The sequence below is a fragment of the Guyparkeria hydrothermalis genome (assembly GCF_023555385.1).
Lineage (GTDB): Bacteria > Pseudomonadota > Gammaproteobacteria > Halothiobacillales > Halothiobacillaceae > Guyparkeria > Guyparkeria hydrothermalis_A.
Map to the genome: position 1 here is coordinate 948,736 of NZ_JAJSED010000001.1, position 12,843 is coordinate 961,578.

At 66.9% G+C, this 12,843-nt stretch carries 10 protein-coding genes; 7 read left to right on the forward strand and 3 right to left on the reverse strand.

The window, feature by feature from the left end:
• Positions 1 to 325 precede the first annotated feature (325 nt).
• Genes LV476_RS04375 through LV476_RS04400 form a run of 6 tightly spaced genes read left to right on the forward strand, consistent with a single transcriptional unit; the run spans position 326 to position 6,321 of the window.
• Complete coding sequence (locus LV476_RS04375) at positions 326 to 3,205, forward strand: monovalent cation/H+ antiporter subunit A (protein ID WP_250073814.1); 2,880 nt, start codon at positions 326 to 328, stop codon at positions 3,203 to 3,205.
• Positions 3,202 to 3,573, forward strand: a complete 372-nt coding sequence (locus LV476_RS04380) for a Na+/H+ antiporter subunit C (protein ID WP_250073815.1) — start codon at positions 3,202 to 3,204, stop codon at positions 3,571 to 3,573. Before LV476_RS04375 ends, LV476_RS04380 begins: the two co-directional genes overlap by 4 nt.
• Positions 3,570 to 5,180, forward strand: coding sequence for a monovalent cation/H+ antiporter subunit D (locus tag LV476_RS04385; RefSeq protein WP_250073817.1), 1,611 nt, complete (start codon positions 3,570 to 3,572; stop codon positions 5,178 to 5,180). The genes LV476_RS04380 and LV476_RS04385 overlap by 4 nt, the downstream gene beginning before the upstream one ends.
• A 1-nt stretch (position 5,181) precedes the next feature.
• On the forward strand, positions 5,182 to 5,718 hold the full coding sequence (locus LV476_RS04390) for a Na+/H+ antiporter subunit E (protein ID WP_250073818.1): 537 nt from the start codon (positions 5,182 to 5,184) through the stop codon (positions 5,716 to 5,718).
• The gene (locus LV476_RS04395; protein WP_250073820.1) at positions 5,715 to 5,984 is read left to right on the forward strand and encodes a K+/H+ antiporter subunit F; all 270 of its coding nucleotides are present in this window, start codon (positions 5,715 to 5,717) and stop codon (positions 5,982 to 5,984) included. Before LV476_RS04390 ends, LV476_RS04395 begins: the two co-directional genes overlap by 4 nt.
• Before the next feature lie 13 nt (positions 5,985 to 5,997).
• A complete protein-coding gene (locus tag LV476_RS04400) occupies positions 5,998 to 6,321 on the forward strand; it encodes a Na+/H+ antiporter subunit G (protein WP_250073822.1) in 324 nt (107 codons plus the stop codon).
• Positions 6,322 to 6,350: 29 nt separating this feature from the next.
• Here the strand turns inward: LV476_RS04400 and LV476_RS04405 are convergent, their stop codons facing one another.
• The 3 genes from LV476_RS04405 to LV476_RS04415 form a co-directional block, all read right to left on the reverse strand.
• Complete coding sequence (locus LV476_RS04405) at positions 6,351 to 8,480, reverse strand: hypothetical protein (protein ID WP_250073824.1); 2,130 nt, start codon at positions 8,478 to 8,480, stop codon at positions 6,351 to 6,353.
• 16 nt (positions 8,481 to 8,496) lie between these two features.
• Positions 8,497 to 9,900 (reverse strand): glutamate--tRNA ligase, encoded by a 1,404-nt coding sequence (gltX, locus tag LV476_RS04410; protein WP_250073826.1) that lies wholly within the window; start codon positions 9,898 to 9,900, stop codon positions 8,497 to 8,499.
• A gap of 241 nt (positions 9,901 to 10,141) precedes the next feature.
• Positions 10,142 to 11,728, reverse strand: coding sequence for an ArnT family glycosyltransferase (locus tag LV476_RS04415; RefSeq protein WP_250073828.1), 1,587 nt, complete (start codon positions 11,726 to 11,728; stop codon positions 10,142 to 10,144).
• A 141-nt stretch (positions 11,729 to 11,869) separates the two neighbouring features.
• Here LV476_RS04415 and LV476_RS04420 point away from each other — a divergent pair, with 141 nt between their 5' ends.
• Positions 11,870 to 12,835, forward strand: coding sequence for a hypothetical protein (locus LV476_RS04420; RefSeq protein ID WP_250073829.1), 966 nt, complete (start codon positions 11,870 to 11,872; stop codon positions 12,833 to 12,835).
• Positions 12,836 to 12,843 lie beyond the last annotated feature (8 nt).

Below are 12,843 nucleotides of genomic sequence, written 5' to 3' on the forward strand. Positions count from 1 at the left end.
CGCGCTCGCAGGCCATAACTCGGCGGCGGCGCGGCGGTCGAAGTATGCGGGATCCTGAAATCAAGTGGGCAGTCTATCACTATGCCGGCCCGGCCGAATCCCCTGTGCCTCCCATGGCCGGATCGGGCGCGGCAGATCGGGTTTTGCCGGCTCGCGCCTGCGCGCGGGTTTAACTCGTACGGCAAGCCGCAAACGCGATGCTGGGGCGCCTCCCCGGTCAGTTTCGAGCGGTTCTGTGCTAGGATTTCCGGCCGATTGTGCCGTTTTGGCATCCGGGGTCCGTCCGGGATCCCGACCCGATTTTTCCGCCCTAAGGACGGTGTCCGTGAACGCGATCGAACTCCTGGCCGTCGTAGTCCTGCTGCCCTTTATCGCCGCACCGCTCGCGGCGTGGAGCGCCCGTTTCAATCGCTTCGCGGCGGCGTGGGTCGCCGGCGGGGCGACACTGGCGGCGCTGGCACTGTTCGCCTGGCTGGTGCACGGCTACATCGATCTCATGCCGGTGGCCACCTCGCACGCCTGGATCGAGGCGGCGGGCCTGAGCTTCGGCTTCCGTCTCGACGGCCTGTCGATGATGTTCACCGGCCTGATCCTGGTGATCGGCCTGCTGATCGTCATCTACGCCCGATACTACCTCTCGCCGGGCGATTCGATGGGGCGCTTCTTCGCCTACCTGCTGATGTTCATGGGGGCGATGCTCGGGGTGGTGCTCTCCGAGAACCTGATCAACCTGGTGATCTTCTGGGAGCTGACCTCGCTGGCCTCCTTCCTGCTGATCAGCTACTGGCAGCACCGCAAGGAGGCGCGCTACGGCGCGCGCCTGGCACTGGCGATCACCGGTGCCGGCGGGCTGGCGCTACTCGGTGGGGTGCTGATCCTCGGCCACATCGTCGGCTCCTACGAGCTGACCGACGTGCTGGCCGCCGGCGAGCTGATCAAGGGACACGACCTCTACGCCCCGGCACTGATCCTGATCCTGCTGGGCGTGTTCACCAAGTCGGCCCAGTTCCCGTTCCACTTCTGGCTGCCCAACGCGATGGCAGCGCCGACGCCGGTCTCCGCCTACCTGCACTCGGCCACCATGGTGAAGGCCGGCATCTTCCTGCTGGCGCGCTTCTTCCCCGCACTGGCCGGCACCGAGCTGTGGGTGATCATCGTCTCCAGTGCCGGGCTGATCACCTTCCTGCTGGGCGCCTACACCGCGCTGTTCCGCCATGACCTCAAGGGGCTGCTGGCCTACTCGACCATCAGCCACCTGGGCCTGATCACGCTGCTGTTCGGCTTCGGCACCCAACTGGCCGCGGTGGCGGGCATCTTCCACATCCTCAACCACGCCACCTTCAAGGCGAGCCTGTTCATGGTTGCCGGCATCGTCGACCACGAGACCGGCACGCGCGACATGCGCCGCCTGGGCGGGCTGATCCGGTTCATGCCGCACACCGCGGCGCTCGGCATTATCGCGGCAATGGCGATGGCCGGGGTGCCGCTGTTCAACGGCTTCCTGTCCAAGGAAATGTTCTTCACCGAGTCGGTGCGCGTGGCCGGCTCCATGGGGCCGGTATGGCTGCTGCCGCTGCTGGTCTCGCTGGGTGGCCTGCTCTCGGTGGCGTACTCGCTGCGTTTCGTCCACGACACCTTCTTCGGCCGGCCTGACGGCGACCTGCCGAAGAAACCGCACGAACCGCCCGGCATGATGAAGCGCCCGGTCGACCTGCTGGTGGTGCTGTGTCTCGCGGTGGGCATCCTGCCGGCCCTGGTGGTCGGTCCGCTACTGCACATCGCGGTGACCGGCGTGCTGCAGGCCGAGCCGCCCTACTACAGCCTGTCGCTGTGGCATGGCTTCAATATCCCGCTGTTGATGAGCGCGGTGGCACTGGCCGGCGGCGTGGTGCTGTACCTGCTGCGCCGGCCGATCTTCCGCTGGCACAGCCTGTCGCTAGCCCATCTCGATGCGCGGGTACCGTACAACCGGCTGATGGAACTGCTGATGCGCACGGGCGCCGGCCTCACGGCAATGGTCGACAATGGCCGACTCGGTCGCATCGTCATCATGACGCTGGCCTTCGCCTTCGGCGCCGGCCTGCTCGGCTATGGGCTGCCGCTGGGACTCGAGCCGGTCAGGAACGCCGCCGAACGTGCTGCGACCGCAGACGGCGGCGACTGGGTGACCTGGTTCGGCATCGGGCTGATCATCCTCGCCACGGTCGTGACCACGGTCTGGCACCGCCAGCGCCTGTTCGCGCTGATCACCATGAGCGTGGTCGGGCTGGGCGTGGCGATGCTATTCGCCCGCTTCTCGGCCCCGGACCTGGCCATGACGCAGTTGTCGGTCGAGGTGGTCACAATGATTCTCCTGTTGCTGGCGCTGTTCTACCTGCCGCAGCAGAGCCGCAAGCTTTCCAGCCCACCGCGGCGCTGGCGCGATGCCGGCATCGCCACGGCGATCGGCGGCGGCATCGCCGCGCTGACCTACGCGATCATCAGCCGGCCGTTCGACTCGATCTCGGGCTATTTCCTCGACCAGTCGGTACCGGGCGGCGGCGGCCACAACGTGGTCAACGTGATTCTGGTCGACTTCCGGGGCTACGACACCTTCGGCGAGATCACCGTGCTGGCACTGGCCGGACTGGGCATCTTCGCCATGCTCAAGGGACTGTCGCTGCCGGCCTCCAAGCGTGATCCGTTCGGCCGCGCCTGGAGCGAGGACCCGCATCCGCTGATCCTGCGCACCCTGACGCAGATCCTGTTGCCGCTGACCCTGCTGTTCGGCATCTACGTCTTTCTGCGCGGGCACAACGAGCCCGGTGGCGGCTTCATCGCCGGCCTGATCGTCGCCAGTGCGCTGGTCGCCCAGTACATGGCCAACGGCATCGAGACCGCCGAGCGCAAGCTGCACCTGCCGATCCACGGCATCCTCGGTGGCGGGCTGCTGCTCGCGCTGGGCACCGGGCTGGTATCGATGGTCTTCGGCGTGCCGTTCCTGACCTCGGCGTTCACGCATCTCGACCTGCCGGTGATCGGCGACATCGAGATCGCGTCGGCGATCGCCTTCGACCTGGGTGTGTTCCTGGTGGTGGTCGGCTCGACCATGCTGATCCTGCTGAACCTCGGCCGCCTGACCCACCACGCCGTCGAGCACCCGGACTACGCCGCCATCGAGACCAGCCCCGTCCACCGAACCACCCGCCGGGGGAACGACGCATGACCAACCTCGCCCTCTCCCTGCTGATCGGCGTGCTTACCGGTGCCGGGGTCTACCTGGTGCTGCGCGCGCAGACCTTCCCCGTGGTGCTGGGACTGACCCTGATGTCCTACGGCGTCAACCTGTTCCTGTTCACCATGGGCCGGCTACAGACGGCCGCCCCGGCGGTGGTCGGTGCAGTCGAGCATCCCACCGATCCGCTGCCACAGGCGCTGGTACTGACCGCGATCGTGATCGCCTTCGCCATGACCGCCTTCGTGATCGTGCTGGCCCTGAAGGCCCGCGCCGCACTAGGCAATGACCACGTCGACGGCATCCACATTCCGCAGGCCGACCGGGTCCTCGACCGCAACGAGGAGCCGCGCGCATGACGGCGAACCTGATCTCCCTGCTGGTACTGCTGCCGGTCGGCCTGGCGGCGATCCTGACGATGACCGGCCAGCGCCTGCCGAACCTCTCGCGCGGGCTGGACATTGCCGGCGTCGCCGTCCTGCTGGCCGTTAGTGCCGGCCTGCTGCTCACCGGGGCGGGCGATACGCCGCAGGTAATCGAGCTGGGCAGCTGGGCCGCCCCGTTCGGCATCGTCTGGGTGTTCGACCGGTTGTCGGGGCTGATGCTGCTGCTCACCGCCACGGTCGCCCTGCTCGCCCTCGTGTACGCGATCCGCCGCGACGAGGATCAGGCCGGTCCGCACTTCCATGCCCTGTTCCAGGCGCAGCTGTTCGGCCTCAACGGCGCGTTCCTCACCGGAGACCTGTTCAACCTGTTCGTGTTCTTCGAGGTGTTGCTGCTGGCCTCCTACGGCCTGCTGCTGCACGGCAACGGCCGCAAGCGCACCCGGGCCGGCTTTCACTACGTGGTGGTCAACCTGATCGGCTCGACGCTGTTCCTGTTCGCCGTCGGCGCGCTCTACGGCACGGTCGGCAGCCTCAACCTCGCCGACATCACTCTCAAGCTGCCCGAGGTCGCGCCGGATGCGGTGCCGCTGGTCACCACCGCGATCTTCCTGCTGTTCACGGTGTTCCTGATCAAGGGCGCGGCCTTCCCGCTGTATCTGTGGCTGCCCGGTGCCTACGCCCATGCCTCGATTCCGGTGGCCGCCCTGTTCGCGATCATGACCAAGGTCGGCCTGTATTCGGTATTGCGTGTCGACAGCGTCATGCTCTCGGGCAACACCATCGGCGGCATCATGGAGACGACCGCCCTGATCGCGCCGTGGCTGTTGTGGCTGGGGCTGATCACCCTGCTACTCGCCGCGCTGGGCGTCGTGGCCGCGCGCTTCGTTCGCCGTCAGGTCGCCTACCTGATCATCGCCTCGGTGGGCACCATCCTGATCGCCCTGGGGCTGGTCACCGGCCAGAGCGGCGAGGCGGCCATCAGTGGCGCGCTGTACTACTGGATGCACACCACCGTGCTCAGCGCGGGCTTCTTCCTGCTGGCCGGCCTGATCCTGCGCCATCGTCCGGAAGCCGGTGACGGGATCGAGAGCGCCCCGCCGATGCCGCACGCGATCCTGGTCGGCTCGCTGTTCTTCGCCTACGCGATCGCCATGGCCGGCCTGCCGCCGCTGACCGGCTTCTTCGGCAAGATCATGATCCTCGCCGCGGCCCTAGACAGCCCGCTGATGGCCCCGGTATTCGCGGTGATCCTCGCCAGCGGCCTGATCATGGTGATCGCGCTGGCGCGGGCCGGCAGCCGCCTGTTCTACCAGGCCCAGGCCACGCCGGGCCATCCGGCGCACGCCACACCGGCCGATGCGCGCGTGGCGATGCCGGGCCTGGGCACGGCCACCTTGCCGCTGGTCCTCGCCGGGGCCATGGTCGTGGGTGCCCAGCCACTATCCGGCTGGCTTGCCGACACCGCCGCCCAGGTGGCCACGCCGGGCGGTTATCTCGACGCGGTGATGCCGAACGGCGTCCTCGATCCGGCCAGCGCGCCCGGCAAGTTCGGCGCCGAGAACGACGGAGGCCATCACTGACATGCGACGTTTCCTCCCCCAGCCGGTCCTCAGCCTCGCGCTGCTGATCACCTGGCTTGTACTCAACAACAGCGTGGCGCCGGGCTCGATCGTCATGGGCGCGATCGTCGGGCTGGTCGTGCCGTGGATCACGCATCGGTTCTGGGAAATCGGCGCCGGCATCAAGGACTTCACCGCCCTGCTCGGCTACATGGGCGTCGTGCTGGTGGACATCATCCACGCCAATTTCGTCGTCGCCCGCCAGGTCCTCGGTCCCAACCGGGCCCTGAACTCGCAGCTGTTCGAACTGGAACTGGACCTGCAGGGCGCCCTGCCGATCAGCATTCTTGCGGCGACCATTACCCTGACCCCCGGGACCGTCTCCTGCCGGGTCAGCGCGGACCAGCGCAGCCTGTGGGTACACGCCCTGCATGCCGACGACCGCGACGAGGAGATCCTCGGCATCAAGCAGCGTTACGAGGCGCGGCTGCAGCGCATCTTCGGCCAGCCGGTCACGGCGGGCTCAAACGCAACCAGCAACCCGGGAGCCGAGTCATGATCCATGTCAGCCTGGGCATTGCCCTGATCCTGATCGTCATCGCGATGGGTCTGGCCGCGTATCGCCTGTTCAAGGGCCCGGAGACGGTCGACCGGGTGCTGGCGCTCGACACCCTGTCGATCAACGCCATCGCTCTGCTGGTTGCGTTGGGGATATGGTTCGAGACGACGATCAATTTCGAGGCCGCCCTGCTGATCGCGGTGCTGGGCTTCATCACCACGGTCGCGCTCAGCAAATACCTGATCCGCGGCGATATCGTCGAATAACCGGAGGCCTGCCATGATTTTCGAACTGATCGTCAGCGGCCTGATCCTGTTCGGTGCCGCCTTCGTGCTGCTGGGCTCGCTCGGCCTGGCCAAGCTGCCGAGCTTCTTCATGCGCCTGCACGGGCCGACCAAGGCCTCGACACTCGGGGTGGGCAGCATCCTGCTCGCCTCGGCGGTCTATTTCTCGAGCCGGGGCGGACTGTCGGTCCACGAGATACTGATCCTGATCTTCCTCTTCATCACCGCCCCGGTCAGCGCCCTGCTGATGGCACGCGCCGGCATGCACCGGGATCTAGGCGGGGAAAACCCCGCCCACGAGGAAACGCACAAGGATTGATGCCTTGGGTCGCCCAGCCGGGCGACCCGTCACTGGCAGATGGTGTGCAGGCGCTCGATCGCCTCGATCAGGCCCGGCGTCATTTCCCAGCGGTCGCGGCTGACGTACAGCCAGGCGGCTGCGTCACCGTCGGTGGTCGAATCGACTTTCGCCGGCAGAATCACCACGCTGTGCCCCGCCGCGTTGATTACCACCGGCGCCCCGTCCTCCTCGAGACCCGAGTCGACCAGCTCGTTGTCGCTGTGAACCCAGCGCCATTCCCCGCTGACCAGCACGCGCCCCAGTTCATCAGCCAGCGGCCGCAGCAACGCGTGGTGATGGCGAACGGTGGGCGGCAGGCAGGTCTCGAGCCGACGCTGCAGTGCATCGCGGTCGAGCACCTCGGCGCTGCTCACGGTAATCGGCAGGACTTCGAGGAACGGGCTCACGGCGTGATCGGCAAGACGGTCGCGCATCCGCTTGCGCTCATCGGGCGACAGCGACGCGCAGAAGGCCGCCAGGTGGTCAATCTGCGCGAGTACCGCGGTGTTGTCGGTCTCGCGCGCCGGACGCAGCATGCCGATCATCCGCTCGGGGTTACCGCCGGCATCCCGCAGCACACGCAGTTCGAGCCACATCGGTCCGACCATTGCCGGACCGGTCACTCGCCCTTCCATCGCGATCCGGTCGGCCGCGCCGCGGGCGAAATACGCCCGCAGGGCGACTTCCGGGTCATCCGACATCGGCGAGGCCGGGTCGGTGGTCCGGAACAGGTCGAACAGCGAACGCCCAACCAGCGAGTCGCGCGCCCGGCCCAGCCAATTGGCTGCCTGTCTGTTGGCGGCCACCACCTTGAGGTGTTTCGGATCGACTTCGATCAGCCCGAGAGCGGGCATGTCCAGCCAGGCGTGATGCCAGAAATCACGCTCCAGCACGATACTGCGGCTCTGTGCCCGATACCGCCCGCGCAGGAATCGCCACAGGAACACCAGCGCGGCCAAGGTGCCGAGCGTGGACAGGATCGCCGTCAGACTGAGCCATTTTTCCATCTGATCGACCGGGGCGAGCACCGTCCTGCGGTCCTGCAGCACCAGTAGGCGCGCCTGCAGGCGCTCGAGGGCGACGGTGGCGTACACGCGATCACTGCCCTCGATGCGAGTGACCCCCTCGGCCGCCTCAGGATCGGATTCGGACAGACCCTCCTGCAGCCGATCGACTATCGGAGCCGGCGTCTCCCCGACCAAGGTCGACTGCCCGCGCGGGTCGAGCGTGAGCATGGGCCAGAAACTCGAGCCGGAATCGGGCGAGTCCGGCATCCGGATCAGCAGCGTGCGCAGGCCCTCGTCGGCCTGCACGCGCCGGTTCTTCGCCTCGGCATCGTCGACCAGGGCGCGCGTGTTCAGGCGCGTCCAGAACACGAGGTACCAGGGACCGCGGCTGACGGCCGTCCGGTCGTCGTAGACGGGCAGGATCCAGAACAGATCGACCCCGCCATGCCCGCGCGTGAACCGATTGACCGTCTGCACCTCGGTGGTGATCGCGGCCTGGTCGAAATGGCGCATCTCCGGGGCCACCACGGTCGGCGAGCCGGTCTGCAGGCGGGGATTACGGTCCGGGTCCAGCAGCGTGATGGCCTGGAAGCGGGTCATCAGACCACCGCGACGCAGATCGTCCGGAAAACCGTCGACGCGGCCATCGTCCAGATCGGTCACCCACTCCTGCAGCCACTCGCGTCGCTGGGCAAGTCCCTGGACCATCTGGTCGCGCTGGTCGACCCAGTTGTCGAGCTCGATCGCGCGAATGGCGGCGAGATTGCTGACTTCGCGCTGGGCCTTGTCCAGCAGCAGGGGGGCGTACTGACGCGCCGCGACCGCCGCGATGAAGATCTGCACGGCAGCGATCACCACCAGCGCAACCAGCATCGCCCGCAACCAGAAACGAGTGCCACGAACCGGCGCCGTGCCGAAGTCGAGTTGACCCTGGCGGGCCGCGTGGAGACGGTCGACCAGCACATAGAGCAATGCGCCGGTGACCAGAACGAAGATCTCGCCGAACACGAGCCCGGCGGTGGAGATTTCCCAGTGGGCGCCGCCCAGCCGACCCAGCAGCCACTGGGTGGCCCAGATCCACAAGGAAGCAAGCAACAGGTATGCGACCGTTATCGGAAGCGCCGGTCGCATGGCCCCGATCCTCATGTCAGGCGCCGATCCGGTCCCGGAAGGCGTTGAGACGCTGGATACTGCGCATGCGTCCCATCAGCTGGAGGATCACGCCGAAACTGGGAGAGGAAGTGTGCCCCAGCAACGCGAGTCGCAACACGGGGCCAACCTTGCCCAGCTTAAGGTCGAGCGTCTTGGCGACGCCCTTGACCGCGGATTCGAGCGTATCGCTGCTTTCCCATACGGCGTCATCATCGAGCGCGACGATCAACGCGTCGACCACCATCGCCGCCGAGGCGTCGAGTTTCTCCAGCGCCTTCGGGTCGGGTTCGACGGCATCCTGGTAGAACGGAGTGGCCTCCTCGGCCATCTCCACCAGCGTGTGCACCCGATCGACGTAGGCCGGCACGATCGCCGCCGGCTTCGGGCCGTGCTCGTCGGGATCGATCCCCAGCTGGCCGAGATGCCAGCGCAGCTCGGAGGCAACCTCGGCGACCGGAAGCTCGCGCATGTAGTGCTGGTTGAGCCAACGCAGCTTCTCCGGGTTGATGCTCGACGCCGAGTGGTTGACGTCCTTGATATCGAACAGCTGGACCAGCTCGGCGCGCGAGAAGATCTCCTCGTCGCCGTGCGACCAGCCGAGGCGCACCAGGTAGTTGAGTAGCGCCTCGGGCAGGAAACCGTCGTGACGGTACTGCACCACGCTGACCGCGCCGTGACGCTTGGAAAGCTTGGCACCGTCCGGACCGTGGATCATGGGCAGGTGCGCAAACGATGGCGGCTCGACGCCCAGCGCCCGGTAGAGGTTGATCTGGCGCGGGGTGTTGTTGAGGTGGTCGTCGCCGCGCACGACATGCGTGATCTGCATGTCCATGTCGTCGACCACCACGGTTAGGTTGTAGGTCGGGCTGCCGTCGCCGCGGGCAATGATCAGGTCGTCGAGCTCGTCGTTGCGGAACGTGACGCGCCCGCGAATGGCGTCCTCGACCACCACCAGCCCGTCGAGCGGGTTCTTGAAGCGCACCACCGGCTTGACGCCCGCCGGCGGCGTGCCAGTAAAGTCACGATAGCGCCGGTCGTAACGCGGCTTCTCGCCGCGCTTCATCTGCTGCTCGCGCAGTTCGTCGAGCTCCTCGCGCGTGGCGTAGCAGTAGTAGGCCTTGTCCTCGGCGAGCAGCCGGTCGATCACCTCGCGGTACCGTTCCATCCGTTCGGTCTGGTAGAACGGCCCCTCGTCGTAGTCCAGCCCAAGCCAGGTCATGCCCTCGAGAATGGCGTTGACCGATTCGGCCGTGGAGCGTTCGCGGTCGGTGTCCTCCACCCGCAGCACGAATTCGCCGCCGTGGCGGCGGGCGAACAGGTAGCTGAACAGGGCCGTACGGGCGCCGCCAATGTGCAGATAGCCGGTGGGCGACGGAGCGAAACGGGTGCGAACGGTCATCGATACCTCTGAGGACTGCTGAAAGATGGTCGCGCTTGGCGGGACGAGATTCGGCCCCGGCCGGACAAAGCCCACATTATAGAGGTTAAGGGCCCGCTGCACGATCCATTGGCATCTCTGCAGCATCGGCTACAGCCCGGTGGCAAGCCCCAAGCCGCCGTCAAGGGCCGCCGCGCTTCACCACCGCAGCCCATGCCGCGGAGGGATGCCTTCCGACCCGAGCTCTCGGACAAGCGACGTCTCAAGGCATCCCTTCTGCCGCCATCAGGGCCGAACAGGGAAAGGCCACATCGTACTTGCTGCGAAAGCGGGTCGACGCGATCGCCTCGGCCGGCACCGATCCTCGCCATCGCTCCACCACAAGGCCCTTCGGCGAGCCGGCGCAGAAATCACGTACGGCCGCCTCGTTGCCCAGGACCACCACTGGACGCTTCAGGCGGCCATGGAAATGAAACTCGTCACGGTACTTGCCGATGAAGGCGATCGGCCGGCCGGCGTGCTGCCACTCGCCTATCTGCACGGCGAACGGCTGCAGGTCGAAGGCCGGCCGCAGCGGTGCCATTGCCAGATGACCGAGCAGGAGCCCGATCACGGTGGCCGTCGACAAGGCGACCACCTGCCGGTCCGCACGGCGGGCGCGCCATAACCATCCGCCCATCGCCATCATGGCGGCACCGAGGCCGGCAACCCAACCCGGCAGCATCTCGAACAACACATGACCGCTGATCCAGGGCAGAACGGCCAGGGCCAGGCCGACCCCGATCCACAACAGCGCGGCCGAGCGCAGCCGAAGGAGACGGTCCGAATCGATCGCATCGTCCAGCAGGACGGTGACCATCACGGCAAGCGCCGGAATCATCGGCAGGAGGTAATGGGGCAGCTTGCCCGAGGCGAGCGACAGCAGCAGGAACGGTGCCCCGACCCAGGCAATCAACAGCCATATCAGGTGCCTGCCATCTGCAGAGCGCCGGGCGATAACGAGATGAACCCGGCCGAGCAGAAGGCTCCAAGGCAGGAACAGCAGCGGCAACACCCAGAGGTAGTAATAGATCGGCTGCGCGTGGTCGAAGGCGTTGACGGCGCGGCCGGCCATCTGCCCCCACAGGATCGACTCGGCGTATTCGGGCCCGCCGAGGTTCGCCGCCCAGAGCGCCCAGAGCAACGCGACGCAGGAGCCAAGAAAACCGACCAGCCCCGCCCGGACGAACCACGCCCACGACAAGCCCACACCGGCCCACCACGGTGCCGCGACCGTCAACGGCACCAGGTAGATCAAGGCGAACGGCCCCTTGGCGAGCGTGCCGAACGCAGTACCGAGAAACAGCCACACCCAACCGCGTCGCCGGCCTCGCCCCACTTCCAGCAGACCGAACACGCCCAGCAGGACGAAGAACACCACCAGCTGATCGAACATCACCATGGTGGCGAATCCCAGCCAGTAGATCGTGCCCAGCAGCACCCAGGGCGCCAACGCGGCGCGAATCGGTCGCTCGGGAAATAGCCGACTGGCCACCGCGCGGATCAGGAACAGGCTGCCGAAGGCGAAGAGCGGGCCTAACAGACGCGGAGTGATCTCGTTGACGCCGAACGCCGCCCAACCGGCATGGATCAGCCAGAACAGTAGCGGCGGCTTGTGGCTGTAGGGCTCACCGTTCAGCAACGGCACGATCCACGACCCCGAGTGCCACATCTCCCAGGCCACACCGAGATAGCGTGTTTCGTCGATGGGCATCAGTGGCCGCGTCAGCAGCGAGACCGCCACCAGCAGCACGAACAGCGGCAACCAGCCCCACTCAAGCACTCGATACCAGAGGCCGTTTACCGACATGTGACCCTCCCGCTTCGCCATCGTCGTGATGCGCTTCATCCGGATAACACGATAGACGTTCTTTCCACCGAACCGATGACAGAGCGGAATGGCACAGCTCGTGCTTCGACAAGGGACGCATTCAACACGATACTGGCGAACATGACCCCAACGACTCGACCTGCCACCCCCGGTCAGCCGATCCGGCGCCGCTCGACCTGGCTGGCCCTCGCCGCCTTGCTCCTGCCGATAGCGACATCTTCCGCAACGGCGGCCGACAGCGAAGCCTGCCATGCCAGCCATCGGCTGGTAATCACCGAGGCGCGTATCGTGCACGAACCCGGCGACGTGACCGGGCTCGCGTCCGCTCTCGCCGCCCGACTTGAGCGCCGGCTGGAAGCGGGCGGTCATCAGGTAGTCCGCACCCTGCCGCCGACCCGTAGCGAAGGGCTTTCACCGGCAATGGATGCCTTCGCCCGCCATGCCGCGCCCTACTTCCTCCGCCTGGGCGCCAGTGACGTGACCACCGAAGGCCGTCCCTCCCGCTTCCTGTTGGTGCCGGATCAGTACCAGCCCCGCGCGGGGCAGCTACAGGCGACGCTGGATGACGGCGCGCAAGGGGCACGACTGGCAACCTGGCGTTTCGATCTGGAGGCCACCGGCGGCAAGCCGTTCTCGCCCGACATCAATGCGCACTCGGAACGGTTCTGGGAAACGCAATGGGGCCGCTCGCTCGACGAGGGCGTCGAGCGGCTCGCCACCGGCGTACTCGACACCATCCGCTGCCGCCCGTTGGTCGGCCGCGTACTCTCCACGCAACCGCGTGGCGGTATTACCGACCTGCGGATCGATCTGGGACGTGAGGACGGCCTGCGCGGTGGCGACCGATTGATGGTCGTCGAACCGGGCGTGCCGGTCGACTGGCTGGGTGTCAATCTCTTGACTCGACCGTCCACGGAGACGACGGCCGGACCGGTTCGCGAACCGCAGTCATTGGGAATGGCCCGCATCACCTACCTCGGCGAGCGCGACAGCACCATCCGATACACCGGCCGCCAAGCCGTGGAAAGCGGCGATCTGGTGCTGGTCCGGCCTCAGCCGCAACGACTCAAGCGGCTGCCCGACTGACCGGCGGG